Genomic DNA, 15,960 nt, shown 5'->3' on the forward strand with positions numbered 1-15,960 from the left:
GTGTAAATATATTACATTTTTTTAGTCAAGCACATTCTTCCATAAAGTTTTGACTTGATTCCAATCAAAACTTTCGGCTTTTACTCTTCCATTTTTACTTATGGTGTGAACTAACGTTGGCGTTTTTAAAAGTGTACTCAATTTTGAGGTAAATGCGATGACATCTTTCTCTGGTGTTAATATCCCATCCATCTGATCGTTTATTAAAAATGGCATGCCGCCAACATTTGTTGACACAACAGGTAAACCTAGTGCCATTGCTTCAATAACACTAATGGGTGTATTATCAAAGTTTGTTGTACTGATAAAAATGTCATGGCTCTTTCCTAAAGCTATCCATTCTTGTTTTGATAATTTCCCTGTAAAGGTTACTGGCAAATTATGCTCCTTAGCAAATAGTTTACATTCATCAAAACTACTATCTTTTCTAGGCCCTACCATTGTCAATTTTGCCTCAGGATATTCTTTTTGTAATTCTTGCAATACCTTAATAGCCATTATAGGATTATACAGTCCAGCAAAAGAGCGCACCCAAAGGAGATTAGGCTTAAGCGTACTACGTTCTATATATGGATATTTTGTAGTTTCTATCGTATTTGGTATATATTTTAAGTTTATATAACCTGCATCTTTAAAATCATGAAGTAAATACTGAGAAGGCACTATATTATAGTGTGCATTTCCAAAAAATCGCTTACATCTTTTAGGGTTATTTTTTAATCTATACGGTAAATTTCCTCCTCTTAGAATTGGAATGTAATCTAACTTAAAAAGTCGGCACCAATAACCTATAATTATTGCATACCAAAAATTTGTTGTGCTATAAGTATCTATCAATACTGTTTTTGTCTGACTTTTGAGAGAGATAACTGCTCTTATCATGTCCAACATTCTCAATATTTTATTTTGAACTGAAGAAGATACAATAACTTCATATCCTTCATTTCTCAAAAAAACACCTAAGGTTTCAACACTAGTAACGGTTGCTCCTTTATGAGATAGCGCGTTTCCTATGTACAGTATTTTTTTTCTTTTCATTTACAATATTTAAAAGACATAATGAATAAATAAACGCTGGTGCTGCTATACGCATAGAAGAATGGTTAATCGTTAAAAACCAAAAACCAAGCATGGAAAAAAACAAGAAATTACGCCTATTGGTCATTCTAAAAATTAAAGGATAAACACCTAGTATTATAAGTGCTAACAGCCCTGAGATTCCATGCTCTGACAACATTCTACTTAGTTCATTATGAGATGCTGCTAAAACCCCTTCGGTTTCTTCTCTATACTCTTTAATTTTACCTACACCTATACCCGTTAAGGGATTATCAAAAAAGGCAGCTAACTCTGATGAGATAAGTTCTTTTCTTCCTGTACTTATATCTTCCTTTATACGTCCAGCTGCATCTTTATTTGCATATCTCTTATCAATAAGTCCAGATGTTCTTACTGAGGTTAATAAATACGTAAAAGAAGCTGTCAACACAAGAAATAGTATAGGCCCTATAATTCTTTTTTTCTTTCTAACATTTACAGCCTTAAAATAAAATAAAATAAAAGCGACACTAATAACTAAAGCGGTTAATACGCCTCCTCTTGAAAATGTAACAATGCTTCTGTAGGTTAGTAATGATAACAATCCTAAGTTTATAGCTAACAGTATTGTGTTTTTACTATTCGTAAATAATTGCACTACTAAGCAAAACATCCCCATCCCTAAAGCTGTAGAAACTTGGTTAGGCCCAAAACCTCCAGAGGCTGCAAAATTAGATCCCGTACCCGATAAAATAGACCGTGTATCTGGTGTATAAAAAAACAGATACACACCCATGGCAATTGTAGGCATTAAAAGCGACCATAATATATACTGTAACTGTTTTCTAGTAATCTTACGATCAACACAATACAACGATGCAATCCCTAAACAGAAAGGCCCACTCAAATTAAATATAATTGCCTTTCTAAAATTTGTATCATACCCAAGTGTTGAAGAAGCATATACAATACCTGGAATTAATAGCAATAAATACAACCAATACGGTCCAGATTTTCTGGATGTGCCGCTAAAAAAAAGTCCTAATAGTACAAATCCAATAACTCCGTATTTACCTGCTTCCCATATAAAAGCACCTTGCGTCATTCTAAAAAAAACTTCGGCTCCTGTTATATAGGCTGCAGCATATAACGCTTCATTATTCTTATTTCCATTTTTAAATAAGTAAAAAATAAAAACGCCTATTGTCGCTACAAAATAAAGTTTTGCTAATGGCCTAAACAAATAGATCCCGAACCCAATTGCTACATGTATAACAACCAAAAACAGATATGGATTCTTAAATATTTTCAAAACTACTTTTGTATACTTTTATAATTTGATTACGAACATGTTGAGCACTAAAATTATCTTTCACATACTCTTTAAATAAGTGACTATCGATTTGTTGTTTTTCTGTATCCTTAAGATAGTTTTTAATCGCATTGGCCATTTTCTCTTCATCTCCGTACGGAACAAATTTACCATATTCTTTAACGACTTCAGAACAATAGCCTACATCAGTAACAACAACTGATAATTTTGCTCTTCCATATTCTAGTAATGCCATAGGTAAACCTTCTGAAGAAGAGCTTAAAACACCTATATCGCACTGTTCTAATATAGATTCAGGAGTAGACGATTGCCCATATATAAACACATTATCCTGTAATTGATGTTGTTTTATTAATGCCTTGAGCGTATTACTATATGTATCGTCAAAGTCTTTCCCTATCAAATGCAGTGTTGCTTCTGGAATTTCTTTTTGAACAGTGACAAAACTTTGTATTAAAAAATGATGCCCTTTCGGATCTCTCAAGTTTGCTAAACAAACCAGACGCTTTCCAGAAACTCCTTTTAGTGTTTCTTGTAATGGCTTTATATCCTTACTAAAATTTACAAAATTAGGAAGGTATATCACCTTTTGACTTTTCAACTTCTTATGTGCCCAGGTAACTAAATCTTCATTTACGGATATAATCGTATTAAAATACGTAGAACAAAATCGAAGCACTCTCATTTTCATTCCCTTCAAATGTATACTAGCGCCTGAATGATTATGCCATATTAATACAATTGACGGATTTCTAAATTTTAATAATGTTGCAATAAAGTAAGACGTACTATGTGCGTGTACAATGGTAATTTTCTCTTTCTTAATATAAGCATCAAGACGTTTTATGGCATCAAAATCTAAGGTACGTTTTCGGTTTAAAAAAAAATAATTCACATCCGAATGTATCGTAGACACTAATTTACCTTCAAAACGTGATGCACAAAGATGCGATTGCGTTATATGTTGAGAGAGCATATTTGCATATTCTACCGCAATACGTTCTGCGCCACCTAAATCTAAACTATCGATAAGTTGCAATACTCTCATAGCAATTCTAGTATAGAAGATTCAAATTTATCTAACGTATAGTTATGAGACCATTGTTGACCTTCTAAAGACATGTTTTGTAATGTTTCTGTAGCTGTTATCGCTTTCGCGAAAGCGGATACATCTTCCTCCAAAGAAACTTCTAGTAGCATACCTCTTTTTCCGTTACCTAGCATCCAAGCAACACAAGAAACAGGAGTTACTATTGGAATAACTCCCCAGAACATTGCTTCTGCGACTACTTTAGGCCATCCTTCTGACTTAGATGGTAATATCAAAAAATCTGCTTTTTTATACGCCTCTTGGACAACTTCTGTATTTTGATTACCATGTAAGATAGCAACTTCTTCAAGCTGGTGGTCTTTTATATACTTTTCGAGTATAGGACGTTGATTTCCATCTCCATAAAAATCAATCTTCACATCAATTCCTTGAGCAATACATTCGTTTACAAATTCTAACGTATATAAAGGGCGTTTTCCAGGTGCGAGACTTCCTACAAATAAGAATCTATACGGCTTACTATAGGTAGGTGTGATCACCTCAGGGATTTGCTCCTTTTTATAGGTCGCCGTAAAAAAAGGAACTATATTCTTACTTTGATTCGGCCAATCTCCATAGGCGAGTACACTTATATTTTTAGTCAAAAACGTATTCCTAAGTATCCATTTTTGCAATCTATAACTACGAGGTTGTTTTGCTTTAGGGTCCCAATTACCTGCATATTTTGCAGTTTTTCTCTTTTTAGGAAAAAATACCTGAGCAATGCATCCTAACAATCCAATATTTCCCGGACATCTCAAATGAATATGATCTGCACGACGCATAGCGCCTATAATTTTAAAAAAAATAATAGGGGTATAAAAAAAACTAGTAAAAATAGCTGTTATTGATGTAAGCGAAATTTGAGGGATTTTTGTAAAGCGCACATTTGCTGTGTATGGTAAATCAATAGGTGTTACTTCCTGATCTATCTTGTGCCCAACAACCTCAACATGATCTACATGAGCATTCCAAATATTCATCTCCTTCACATAAGGGCCATATCCATAATATCGGCTGTCTTTTAATTTGTGTCGAACATGTGTAACGATAAGAAAATTCATGCTTACTAAAGATCTCTATTTATTTTCAATTTTAGGCTTATTTACCCATAAACTCCACCATCCTACTGTTCTTCCTAATGCTTCTGTGAATGCTTCTGTTCTTGCCTTTTTATTTTTTGAAATACTATTGCTAAAACGTATTAAGGTAAGCAATCCTGAAGTCATGTTCCATTTAAATCTGGCCTTTACGGTAGGCTTAGGGTATTTAACCCTCCAAATATACCACCCATTGCGTACGACCATTTTTCCATAGCTGAATTTATTAGGACGTCCATCTGGATGATGATGGTGATGTAACTGTGCTTTGGTGTTTATATATAAATGGCCTTTTTTTGATAGGCGTAAGGTATAATCGGCATCTTCGTATAAACCATATCCTTCAAAATATTCTGAAAATTTCTGAGATTTCAAAGCACATACTCTATACGAGGCGACACCTCCCATGAGTTGTTCTACTTGGTATATTTTTCCAGAAGGCGGCAAAAAACTAATAGATCTCCCATGAGAGAAATCAGGTAAATGTCCTGGAATTCTATCTGCATCTAATCCCAATTTTTTACGTAATACAAATCTAGAACCGTCAGAACGCACATAGCCATCATAATAAAATTGATTGATAGCAGGTTTAAAATCGGTGGTTACTTTTTTCCAAGATATTTCATTAATGATATACCCGCCTACGCCTATCGCTTCTGGATGTTTTTGGTATGTTTTTAATATTTCTTCAAAGTAATTGGGTTCTAATACAATATCATCATCAAGAAAGCAAACAATTTTGATAGATCCCCCTACTCGATCAATCCCATAGTTACGTTGTTTTGTGAGGCCTCTATGCTCTGGAGGTACTTTATAATAGGTAAGATTTCTGTATACGCTTTCGCGAAAGCGGTCTTGCGTAGCATCATTTGTTGAGCCATCTATAATTAAAATTTCATCTGGATATTTTGATTGAAGTTGCACACTATCTAGCAGTGTACATAATGCCACTGGTCGCATATACGTGCAAACAATCAAACTTAGTGTAACGTCATCCATCTAAAGGTAATTTTTTGGCCCAATAGTCACTTTTATTCCAAGCTTTCTTGAAGTAGGAAATATAAGAAAAAGGATTTTTGATCTGTTGTCTAAAATAGTATTTAAGAAAAAGCACCCATTTATATCCTCTTAACTGTTGTGTTGTAGTATTTTTAATACGGTGATATAAAATTTGTGGTGCTGGTTTGGGTAGTACTTTATCTTCATTCCAAGGAAAAGTAGGTAAACTTCTAAATCCTCCTATAGGTGCTTTGAGATGTAGTATTTGTATATGTGGTGCATAAATGACATCATATCCTAAATTACGTATTTGCACACCAAAATCAACATCTTCTCCGTATCCGTGTTCTAATGCCATATCAAATAAAGCGTTATTGATAATATCACGATGCACTACAGAACAACCAGAACCAAAAGTTTCCCATTGTTTATAGGTCTTGTATTTTTCTACTTCACCCTTTTGTAAATAAGACATATTCAAACAGTGTGTACCTGTTTCTTTTATCGCTTTTGCTATTCGTTCCAAGAGTGTAGCATCAAATCTATTATCATCATCAAAAAGGAATATCCAATCTGCCGTTGTTTTTTTTAATGCTTTATTCCGTGCATTACAAGCTCCTGTTTGATGAATAAACTGATGTTCTATAAGAAAAGGCCATTGCTCTGCTGTCAAATAATCTAATTCGGAGTTACTTTCTAAATCAGGGTTTTGCTCGACAATAATTATTTTTTGAGGTACTACTGTCTGCTTAGAAAAATCTTGAAGGACATCATATAGATACATTTTCCTTCCTAATGTAGGAATGATTACATCTATCTCAAATTTTTCTGATCGTTCTTTTGTAGATTGAATAGGAATTGTAGTCATATCGAAGCCTGTATGATTGTTCTTAACAAATAAAGAGGCATACAAACATGCTATAAGAGGAAATTTCTTTTCATATCGTACGTGACACATGAATAAGAAAAAAAGCCACGATGCTTTAAAATGTTCTTTTGTAAAGATGTATTGTAATGATACGCTTGCTTTGGCTACTGTCTTTTCTTTAGGTGCTGAGTGCAACAATAAAGGCTCGTGATAACAAAGCAATCCAGCAGACTGTCCTTTTTTTGCAAGCGAATTCAAAAAATAATCAAACCCTCTAGTACTGGTAATACTAGTTCCTATTGCAGTAATCACACTTGCATGTATCGCTCCGACAGCACTACTCATGCACCAAGTAGGGAATGTTTTTGATTTGTTTATTTTTAGAAACGGACTATCTTCTACATAGCCTATAGCTGGTGATAAAAAAGGAAATGCAGTATCGCCATAGCTTAGCATACGTCTTTTATGATGCACTAATTCAGGAAACTCTTTTGTATTGAGTTGTTCTTTATTTTCAGAATGACACCAGACAATCCATTCCTCTGGATAACTTTTTGCCATCGCTAACAGGGCTTCTACTGGCTTTTTTTCTTGAATGGATATAGGTATTGCCTGATCATCTATGATCTCTTCTACGATACCGTTTATGTGATATAAAAAGATCATACGTTGCTGATATTTTTATAAAACAAACGATTCTTTTCTGCTATATGATCTTGCGTAAAATGTTCTAAAATACGTTGCCTAGCTTGTACTCCCATCTTTTTAGAAAGCTCCATATCATTCAATAAAGACAACATCGCATTTGCTAATTTCTGAGTATCATCAGGGTGCGCTATATATCCTGTTTCTCCATTTATCATGAGCTCTTTTGCCCACCCTATATCTGAAGTCACCATTGCTTTTTCTAATGACATGGCTTCCAACCATGTCATAGGAAATGCTTCTGCATAACTTGGCAAACAGACTATATGAGCACTTCTTATAGCATCTGCCACTTCGCTGTAAGGAATTTGATCTATAAAAGTGATATGTGATAAGGCATCTTTAGTCACTAAAGATTTTAATAATGCTATCGTGCTCGTACCTGTTTTTGCATCTACCACATCTTTCCCTATAAAAGTTAACTGCGCATTTGGTTCTTCAGCAATCACTTTATTAAAAGCTTCGGCTAGGGCTAACACTCCTTTCTTACGAATGACAGTACCGAAGTATAAAATCGTTTTTGGAACAATCTTAGTATGATCTGGAGTAAACATAGTAACATCTACGCCATTATGTATGGTCGCAATACTCTCTTTTATTCCAAATAATGATGCAGTTTTTGCTGCTGTAAATGCACTTACAGATAGTATGTGATCTGCATGCATTAATGCATTTTTCTCAAAATGAAAGTTCTTCTTTTTTTGAGGTCTTCCTTCTAAGTGACAAAAATAGGTGTCAGATCCATGCAATCGAATGACTACAGGAATTTTAAATTTCATAAAAGCTGTGATCCCGGTCCAATCAGGAGCTTCTATGGCGTTTATATGTTGTTGTTTTACAACTTTATTAATATAAGTATTGATATGTTTTCTATATAAAAACCAACCGCCTACAGGATATTTTTTATGTTTAATAAGATGTAGCGTGACGCCCTGATCTTCTATTACGATATCTTCTGACTGACTAAATACGAATACGGTTATTTTTAATTGCTTTCGCGAAAGCGCAATAGCGAGATTCTTAATACTCGTCCCTATGCCCGCAGCACGTTTGATACGTGGATGAGGATATTCTGGAGTGAGAAAAGCGATATGCATTTAGTTTTGAATAAAAGTTGATGATGTATTCATTAATTTTTCAATCCCTGCCCATATTCTATCTGGCGCTTCTATAGCGGGTTGTTCATTTATAATAGCAAACCAATCTTGAGCAGCTGCTACCGTATCAGGAACTCCTTGTAACATGTTTTCTAATGCATCGGCAATGCTGTCAGGATGGTCCAACCAAATTACAGCTTCAGGGGATGGCATCGATCTAAAGTGAACAAAATCATATAAATATACACCTGGAGCTACTGCTTCTTTCTCATTAAGATAATTATAATTCATATACGCGCAGGGTTTTCCTGCTGTCACATAATCAAATACCATACTCGACGCTAGGTTAATCACAAACTCCGTATGCGCGATTAAGTTAACTTGTAAGTGTATATCTTCTCTTGTAGGTAATATGGTGTTCCACCCATCTCCTATTTTATCCCATAAAGGAGGTAATAGTACAATAACATCTTTAAATTCTTCAATAAAGGCATCATAGCGCGTAGAAAAATCTACGGGACATCTTCTAAAAATAAGTCCTAAATGATGTCCTTTTTTATTTAAAGCACGTATGGCACTTGCTACATCTCTAAGGTATAATTCGTCTTTAGGAGACGTTGTAATATCATCACCACTAAAACAAATATATTTCTTGGTAATATCTAGGTTGTGTTCTTTGTAAAATGCTTCCTTGCGTAATAATATCTCTTTTTGAAAATGTGGTTCAAACTGAGGAGTTCCTGTGACTATAATCTGCTTGGGTTCTATATAACGTTGATAATGTAGTAATTCCTTTTTCATATGGTCGCTCCATGCAAAATAATGATCAGAAGTAACTACTGTTGTGGCTTTAGGAACATTGTCCCAAGAAAAAATATAAGATGCTGTTGGTATGTTTAAATCCTGAGCAGCTGTAAGTGGGGATATTGCTATTAAAGACCGCTGACTTGCACAAAATAAAATGTCTGGTTTTTCTTTTTGAAGCATTTCTTTACAAGAACGATAATAGGCAGTTTTTCGTTCTTGAGCAATCATACGTTTTCGTATGGCTAGTAAGCCTGCTTCAGAGCCATATTTATAACAAAACCATTTTACTAATGCTGTTTTAAATTTAGCCTTTAGGGAACTTTTAGATAAAGGAAACTTATAGGATTGATACACATTATCAGTATCCCGTTTTGTAAACAAGTCTAGTTCTATACGAATGCACGCTGTTTTTAGAATATCGGTAAGCCAATGAGGTTTTTCCTTTTTAAAAACCACTTGACTAAATCCTAACTTTTCTAAATCAAAAGGGGTATGATTCCAAAATAAGATCTCATGCCCTTTCTCTAATCCTTTTTTATAAAAAGACGTGTATGCAAAATTTCTAAGACTAACGCCATCAGGCAATAAGACAAGTACTTTTTTACTCATACGAGGCAATACTAATTGGTTTGTTTGTTTTACGAAGGTCTGCTTGCTTCAAATATAGTACAATCCCTTGATTTGCTACTACACTATGTGCTTTTCGAATAGCATCTGGTGTAAAATCTTTTATTCGATATTCCTTAGATACTGCAGCAGTGTCTTGTGCTATAGGTACTATTTTATTTTCTAAATATGCCTTTACAATTTTAGGGTATACAACTCCAGCTTTTTCAATTAATCTATTCCCTATACTATGAATGGTATCATCTTCATACAATTCTTCTAGACGCAATTGATGTAAAATACCGCCAGCATCTACCTGTATGGTAGCCATATGTATCGTAGCTCCAATACATTCAAATTCATTATTTACAATAGGAAAAAAATTGGTCCCAGAGCCTTTATAATATGGAGATAACCCTAAATGAAGATTGATTACTTTATCAGGGAATTTTTCTAGAATAATAGGTTTTATAATAGAGGTTCCAAATAGCACAATATAATCAACATTATACGCTTCTAAATGCGCTAGTGTCTGCTCAGAATTTATAGTTCCAAACGCCAAAGAAATATGTGGCACCTCAGCTGGAAAATCTTGAAATGCTCCAAAAAACTGCTCTTCTGCCGCGGTTCTATCTTTAAAATGTGTATCTAATAGTTGTTGATCTTCAGGTTCGTATCCCGCGCTATCTTCAATTTTTTTATTTTTTTCTTCGGTAATAACAACTACAAGATCTAACACTGCTTGTAACTGTGCTGCAATATATTTATGTCTAAGATGATTACTAGTGAATAAGGCGATGCGCATGTTCAAAGGCTTTTTGGTTTTTACCTAAAGGCAAGTCATTACAATCAAAACGTTTTAATAACAGTGGATGTTCATCTCCTGTATTAATGCTTCGTTCCATGGTAAATCCTAATTGATGTCCAGTTTCTTTTGCTATTCTTTCTACAGGTGATGCACATGCCTCTTGGCTACCATATGGGTAACTCACATAAGGAATCTCTTGATGGGTAAGTTGCTCTAGATAGTTTTTAGAAGTCACCAACTCTTTTGTAATCTCTTCAGGATCTAAATACCCTAATGGCACATGACTATGTGTATGATTACCAAGCATTCCTAATGCGGCAAGTTCTTTAAGTTGAGCTTCTGACATATATAAATCATTTACCACTTGATTGCTATCAAAATGTGTATCAAAAATACTCTGAATCAAACGATGTTGTTCTTGAAGAGATAATTTAAAATTCAATGTAAATTTTAAGCAAGCTGTTTCTTCATCATCATAGTTGTAATGTATAACAGCCTGTTTCTTCTCTTTATCAGATAATCGTGTTTTTCCTTCGGTATCAAACTTTTTAAGAATATCAAAAAAGTCAGGTGTAGACATTTGAGACCGCAGTAAATGTATCTTATGTACTAAGGTGACTTCTTTTTCAATAAAATTGATACTATTGATAAAGAATAAAGCTTTGACATCTAGCGCATCCAAAATAGGTTTTGCCTTCAAATATTGCTCTTTAAGACCATCATCAAAAGTGATTAACACATAATTTTCAGGAGATTTTATAATCGCATCATAATTAGTGAGTAATTCTTGGGGCGTGATATACGTTCCTATTTCTTTGATAGCAAGTAATTGTTCTCTAAAGAAGGTAGGTGTTACCCCAAAAATACTAGGGTATGGAGTCGTAAAATCGTCTCTTATGTAATGATAATTACTTACAGTGAGCATACAGGGGGCATTAATGATGGTGCTAAGATACTAATAAGCTTGTATTGAGCCATTGCCAAATATGAAAACTACTATCTTGGTCTCCATTTATATAGGCATCCCATTCTTCTTTTAGTTTTTCATACTCAAACCAAGGGTGCCCTTTAAGTGTTTCTATATGCAAAGTCACCCAATCTTGTAGGTCTTCTCCTAGCCATTCGCGCTGTGGCGTTTGCAATGGGCGTTTAGGCGCATACGTAATGGAATCAGATAAATAGTCAGACACAATAGATCGTAATACATATTTCTGAATACCTTCATGAATTTTATAAACTAACGGCTGTGCAAATGCAAACTCCACCAATCTATAATCTAAAAAAGGTTCTCTTAATTCTGTACTAGATTGCATAGAAACCCGATCATTAAAACGCAATGCTCTTGGGATTTTCGTATAAAATAAATCTCGGTATTGTAAATTTAATATACGATCATCAAATGGTGTTGGGTATACTGGTTTTTTAGCTTTCGCGAAAAATTCCTCAGAAAGCACAGACGTTCGAAATGGAGATTTTGACACCCCTTGAATCACACTATTAGAGTTCTTTGTATAATAATCATAACCTGCCCATTGCTCATCCATGCCTTGTCCATCTAATAGGACTTTCACTCCTTTGGAACGTGCCTCTTTAAAAAGTTTACCATAGGCCACTGTAGGCACACCTCCATAAGGTTCATCTTGTTGAGCACTCATGGTTTCTGCAAGAGATGCCAAATCATCTACCTTCAGTTTTACTTTTGTTAATGGATTCTTTGTATGCGCAATCAATCCTTCTACCCAAGGAAGTTCATCGTATCGATCATCTCCTGTATAAAAGGTAAAAGCTTCTATATTTTCTCCTCCTTCTAATCGATTTACCAAAGCTAATAACGCCGAACTATCTAGTCCTCCACTTACATTAAAACCTATAGGCACATCTGCTCTAAAACGAAGTTTAATACTGTCATCTAACAGTTTTAGGTATTGCGACTTTACTTCTTCAAAAGAAAGCTCAGTGTTATATTTCTTTACCTCTTCTTCAAAATGATACCATTTTTGTATGTCAGGTAATGTAGTATGCAACGTTAAAAAATGACCTCCTGGCAGTTGTTGTATACCGTCCCAGAATGTTTCATTGGGCATTCCATAGCTACCATAAGCAAAATAGCTTGCCCATACAGACTCGCTAGGCGATTTAGAAACTCCTGCAGCAAAAAGACTTTTTATTTCAGAAGCAAAGTAAAAGGTATCGTTAACCATCGTATAATAGAATGGCTTCACACCAAAACGGTCTCTAGCAGCAAAAAGGTGTTGTTCCTTTGTATCCCAAATGGCAAAAGCAAACATCCCATTGAGTTTGGACAGACAAGCTCGTCCCCACTTTTGGTATGCGGCTAATAATACTTCGGTATCTGAATGTGTTTTAAAAGAAAATGTAGGTTCTAATTCTTCTTTAAGTTCTATGTAATTATAGATTTCTCCATTAAAGACGATAGTATATCGTTTATCCTGAGAAAAAAAAGGCTGATTTGCCTCTGAAGACAAGTCAATAATAGCAAGTCTATTATGCCCTAAAGCGATTCCATCTTTAAGATATCTTCCTGTATCATCTGGACCACGATGCGTTTGCGCATGAAGCATAGCATCGAGTTGTGTTTGTGAAGCTTTATTTCCTATAATTCCGGCAATACCACACATTAGTCCTGAAACTTTTTAACGAGTTCTTCTGCTATTTTCCAATCCTCCATCGTATCAATATTGACATGCCACTCAGGATCAGACTCTATGTAACTAATACTAGATCCATACAATGAATTTTGCTCTAAAAGCACGTCACTTTTTGTAATATAAATAGCACCATCACGTATATACGCTTCTGGTAAATCTTGGCGTCTTTTAATGATTTCTTTTTCGCCTGTAGCAATATTTAGTTTTCCATCTTCTGTAGCCTCAAATACCCAATGCGGATTGTATTCATGAGGCACTTTTAATACAGAGACTAATGCATCTGTATTTGCTTTCGCGAAAGCGGACACCGCATCATCAATCATAGCTGCGCTACGAAAAGGATTGGTTACCTGTAATAAACATACGGCATCATACTGTTTTCCTTGGGCTTGCATATATCGTAATGCGTGTTGCACGACACCTAATGATCCAGATTTGTCTTCTGCTAATTCTTTTGGTCGTGTAAAAGGTACATCAACACCAAGGTCTTTAGCCAGTGTCATCAACTCCTCATCTTCAGAAGAAAAAATAAGCGTATCTAGTTGCGAGGCTTGCAATCCTGCCGCTATGGTATATTGTAATAAAGGCTTTCCTCCTAGTAACTTTTTATTTTTACCAGGGATTCCTTTACTACCTCCTCTTGCTGGTATAAGACCTAGCACTTTCATTAGTAGGTAATCGTTTTATGGTAAGATAATGGACAAGTTGCCAATATTTCGGCTATTTTTTCTCCAGCTTCTCCATCTCCATAAATAGGAGATGATTCTTTACTAGGCGCTGTTATTTGTTGTTGGATCGCTTCTCGAATAGCTTCTTTGGTATAATCTACATCTATCACATTTGCACCACGATCTCTTCCATGTTGGCGCGTTCCTATATTTACAACAGGCACGCCAAGATAAGCACACTCACGTATACCAACACTACTATTTCCTATCAAACATTTTGAATTGACAAGCAGTCTCAAAAAATCATTCGGTTCCATGTTTTTAAAGAAACGTATGTTTTTTGGGTTTACGCTTTCGCGAAAACTTCTAATTCCGTTACTCGTTCCATCAGATCCTGCATCTACATTAGGCCAAAACCAATAGGTAGGAATACCTAATTCATGTACCACTTCTAGCGTGGTCATGACATCCTTTTTGGCTTGTCCATATTCAGTAGTTACTGGATGTTGCATAACTACTAAATACTCGGCATCTTTAGGAATAGTAGCTCCTACACCACCATATTTTTCTGATGGATGAAACGTAAGTGCTGGATTTTCTTTCACATTTTTGGCAATATCTATAGAGGGACATCCTGTATTATAGACCATCTTTTCTTCTTCTCCTAGTTTAAGCACACGTGTTTTTGCGCTTTCACTCGCTACGAGATGAATATCTGCTAATTTGGTATTGGCATGGCGTACCTTTTCATCTATATTTCCTGTGACTTCTCCTCCTTGAATATGTACTAAAGGAATATTCTGATACGCCGCAGCAATAGAAGTTGCGATCGTTTCAAAACGATCTGCAATAGTTACCACCATATCAGGTTGTAGTTTGTAGAATACGGTTGCGAGTTCCATGACACCTAATCCTGTCGTTTTTGCCATAGCTGTTTTGTTCTCACCTTCCAGTACCATAAATACTTTCTCAGCAATTTCAAAACCATCTTGTTCTATATAATCTACCGCATTTCCATAACGTCCTAATAAAGCAGATCCTGCAATCACGAGTTGCAATTCTAAGTTAGGATGTTTTTTGATAGCTTGTAAAGCGGTTTTAATCCTACTATAAGAAGGTCGTGCCGTTACTACTACACATACTTTTCGGTTACTCATGTTCTATATCAGATTCGGTTAGAAAGTCCCACTTTTGCAATTCTTTTGTAATTGGTCTTCCAATTACCGATTGAAACCGAGAAGCATTTATACCAAAGCCTTTTGGTTTTTTTGCTTCTAAATCTTCAAAAGTTAAGATATGTCCTTTCGGCAACGTTTTGTTTACCGATAAAGATTTTTCAAAAATACGCTTTAATTCGGCATATTGACTATTATTGGATTTATCAATGGGATGTTTTCGCGAAAGCGTAATATTCCGAATACTTTTTACCATTACAGGAATATCTTTAATCTCTATAGAAGATGTGGCATCTGGACCAAAGTCTGTGTGATTAAAGACTGCATGAAACTCTAAAATCTCTGCTCCTAAAGCTGTTGCAGCGATACAAGTTCCAATATCTGCAGAGTGATCTGAATATCCAATAGTTACTTGATATTTATCTTTTAACTCCTGAATCACATTCAATCCATATTGTTCTGGGGCTGTAGGATAGCTGGTGGTACATTGAAGTATGGAGAAATTTACATTCTTATCTTTTAAAAACTTTACTGTCTCATCTAATTCTGCAAAAGAACTCATCCCTGAAGATACAATCACTGGTTTTCCAGTTGCTGCAATTTTTTCTAACAATAAAAAATTATTGACTTCTCCAGACCCTATTTTATAGCGTTGTATTCCTATCTCTTCGAGTAGATCTACTGCTGCATTACTAAATGGAGAAGACATAAATTCTAACCCTGCTGTATCGCAACGTTTTTTGATCTCTATCCATTGGTCTTTAGAAAACTCCATGCGTTTCCAATAATCAAAACGAGTGGCATCTTGATCTGAAAATTTGACTCTAAAAGGTTCGTGAATACTACTCTCGGCTTCGGCAATATGGGTTTGAAATTTTATGGCGTCTATACCCGTTTCTTCTAGTGCATCTATATAATCATACACTTTTTGAATACTTCCGTTATGAGCTTGTGCTATTTCTGCTATGATAAACATGACTTGCTTTATTGGTATCAG

The 15,960-nt window shown here is 35.1% G+C and carries 14 protein-coding genes; all 14 read right to left on the reverse strand.

Annotation, left to right across the window (positions count from 1 at the left end; all coding sequences use genetic code 11):
- Positions 1–21 precede the first annotated feature (21 nt).
- Genes Q1A01_RS19650 through Q1A01_RS19715 form a run of 14 tightly spaced genes read right to left on the reverse strand, consistent with a single transcriptional unit; the run spans position 22 to position 15,939 of the window.
- Entirely contained in the window at positions 22–1,038 is a 1,017-nt protein-coding gene (locus Q1A01_RS19650; RefSeq protein ID WP_299684276.1) for a glycosyltransferase family 4 protein, read from the reverse strand.
- Positions 992–2,350, reverse strand: coding sequence for an O-antigen ligase family protein (locus Q1A01_RS19655; protein WP_299684278.1), 1,359 nt, complete (start codon positions 2,348–2,350; stop codon positions 992–994). The genes Q1A01_RS19650 and Q1A01_RS19655 overlap by 47 nt, the downstream gene beginning before the upstream one ends.
- Entirely contained in the window at positions 2,337–3,419 is a 1,083-nt protein-coding gene (locus tag Q1A01_RS19660) for a glycosyltransferase family 4 protein (protein ID WP_299684280.1), read from the reverse strand. The genes Q1A01_RS19655 and Q1A01_RS19660 overlap by 14 nt, the downstream gene beginning before the upstream one ends.
- Positions 3,416–4,525, reverse strand: coding sequence for a glycosyltransferase (locus Q1A01_RS19665; RefSeq protein WP_299684282.1), 1,110 nt, complete (start codon positions 4,523–4,525; stop codon positions 3,416–3,418). Before Q1A01_RS19665 ends, Q1A01_RS19660 begins: the two co-directional genes overlap by 4 nt.
- A gap of 15 nt (positions 4,526–4,540) precedes the next feature.
- A complete protein-coding gene (locus Q1A01_RS19670) occupies positions 4,541–5,560 on the reverse strand; it encodes a glycosyltransferase family 2 protein (RefSeq protein ID WP_299684284.1) in 1,020 nt (339 codons plus the stop codon).
- Positions 5,553–7,094, reverse strand: a complete 1,542-nt coding sequence (locus Q1A01_RS19675; RefSeq protein WP_299684286.1) for a glycosyltransferase family A protein — start codon at positions 7,092–7,094, stop codon at positions 5,553–5,555. Before Q1A01_RS19675 ends, Q1A01_RS19670 begins: the two co-directional genes overlap by 8 nt.
- Positions 7,091–8,230: a glycosyltransferase family 4 protein gene (locus Q1A01_RS19680; RefSeq protein WP_299684288.1), complete on the reverse strand. Its 1,140-nt coding sequence runs from the start codon at positions 8,228–8,230 to the stop codon at positions 7,091–7,093. The genes Q1A01_RS19675 and Q1A01_RS19680 overlap by 4 nt, the downstream gene beginning before the upstream one ends.
- Positions 8,231–9,646, reverse strand: a complete 1,416-nt coding sequence (locus tag Q1A01_RS19685) for a UDP-glycosyltransferase (protein WP_299684290.1) — start codon at positions 9,644–9,646, stop codon at positions 8,231–8,233.
- Entirely contained in the window at positions 9,639–10,448 is an 810-nt protein-coding gene (locus Q1A01_RS19690) for a formyltransferase family protein (protein WP_299684292.1), read from the reverse strand. Before Q1A01_RS19690 ends, Q1A01_RS19685 begins: the two co-directional genes overlap by 8 nt.
- Positions 10,426–11,376: a polysaccharide deacetylase family protein gene (locus Q1A01_RS19695; RefSeq protein WP_299684294.1), complete on the reverse strand. Its 951-nt coding sequence runs from the start codon at positions 11,374–11,376 to the stop codon at positions 10,426–10,428. The genes Q1A01_RS19690 and Q1A01_RS19695 overlap by 23 nt, the downstream gene beginning before the upstream one ends.
- Positions 11,377–11,398: 22 nt before the next feature.
- The gene (asnB, locus tag Q1A01_RS19700; RefSeq protein ID WP_299684296.1) at positions 11,399–13,090 is read right to left on the reverse strand and encodes an asparagine synthase (glutamine-hydrolyzing); all 1,692 of its coding nucleotides are present in this window, start codon (positions 13,088–13,090) and stop codon (positions 11,399–11,401) included.
- Positions 13,090–13,788, reverse strand: coding sequence for an acylneuraminate cytidylyltransferase family protein (locus tag Q1A01_RS19705; protein WP_299684298.1), 699 nt, complete (start codon positions 13,786–13,788; stop codon positions 13,090–13,092). The genes asnB and Q1A01_RS19705 overlap by 1 nt, the downstream gene beginning before the upstream one ends.
- Positions 13,788–14,945: a UDP-N-acetylglucosamine 2-epimerase gene (gene neuC, locus Q1A01_RS19710; RefSeq protein WP_299684300.1), complete on the reverse strand. Its 1,158-nt coding sequence runs from the start codon at positions 14,943–14,945 to the stop codon at positions 13,788–13,790. Before neuC ends, Q1A01_RS19705 begins: the two co-directional genes overlap by 1 nt.
- Positions 14,938–15,939, reverse strand: a complete 1,002-nt coding sequence (locus Q1A01_RS19715) for an N-acetylneuraminate synthase family protein (RefSeq protein WP_299684302.1) — start codon at positions 15,937–15,939, stop codon at positions 14,938–14,940. The genes neuC and Q1A01_RS19715 overlap by 8 nt, the downstream gene beginning before the upstream one ends.
- Positions 15,940–15,960: the final 21 nt, after the last annotated feature.

The organism is uncultured Dokdonia sp. (genome assembly GCF_947492815.1).
Taxonomy (GTDB): Bacteria; Bacteroidota; Bacteroidia; order Flavobacteriales; family Flavobacteriaceae; genus Dokdonia.

Excerpts from the sequence above, each read along its gene's own strand:
- Q1A01_RS19650 (WP_299684276.1), bottom strand. The coding sequence starts at position 1,038 with ATGAAAAGAAAAAAAATACTGTACATAGGAAACGCGCTATCTCATAAA.
- Q1A01_RS19660 (WP_299684280.1), bottom strand. The coding sequence starts at position 3,419 with ATGAGAGTATTGCAACTTATCGATAGTTTAGATTTAGGTGGCGCAGAA.
- Q1A01_RS19665 (WP_299684282.1), bottom strand. The coding sequence starts at position 4,525 with ATGAATTTTCTTATCGTTACACATGTTCGACACAAATTAAAAGACAGC.
- Q1A01_RS19670 (WP_299684284.1), bottom strand. The coding sequence starts at position 5,560 with ATGGATGACGTTACACTAAGTTTGATTGTTTGCACGTATATGCGACCA.
- Q1A01_RS19675 (WP_299684286.1), bottom strand. The coding sequence starts at position 7,094 with ATGATCTTTTTATATCACATAAACGGTATCGTAGAAGAGATCATAGAT.
- Q1A01_RS19680 (WP_299684288.1), bottom strand. The coding sequence starts at position 8,230 with ATGCATATCGCTTTTCTCACTCCAGAATATCCTCATCCACGTATCAAA.
- Q1A01_RS19685 (WP_299684290.1), bottom strand. The coding sequence starts at position 9,646 with ATGAGTAAAAAAGTACTTGTCTTATTGCCTGATGGCGTTAGTCTTAGA.
- Q1A01_RS19690 (WP_299684292.1), bottom strand. The coding sequence starts at position 10,448 with ATGCGCATCGCCTTATTCACTAGTAATCATCTTAGACATAAATATATT.
- Q1A01_RS19695 (WP_299684294.1), bottom strand. The coding sequence starts at position 11,376 with ATGCTCACTGTAAGTAATTATCATTACATAAGAGACGATTTTACGACT.
- asnB (WP_299684296.1), bottom strand. The coding sequence starts at position 13,090 with ATGTGTGGTATTGCCGGAATTATAGGAAATAAAGCTTCACAAACACAA.
- Q1A01_RS19705 (WP_299684298.1), bottom strand. The coding sequence starts at position 13,788 with ATGAAAGTGCTAGGTCTTATACCAGCAAGAGGAGGTAGTAAAGGAATC.
- neuC (WP_299684300.1), bottom strand. The coding sequence starts at position 14,945 with ATGAGTAACCGAAAAGTATGTGTAGTAGTAACGGCACGACCTTCTTAT.
- Q1A01_RS19715 (WP_299684302.1), bottom strand. The coding sequence starts at position 15,939 with ATGTTTATCATAGCAGAAATAGCACAAGCTCATAACGGAAGTATTCAA.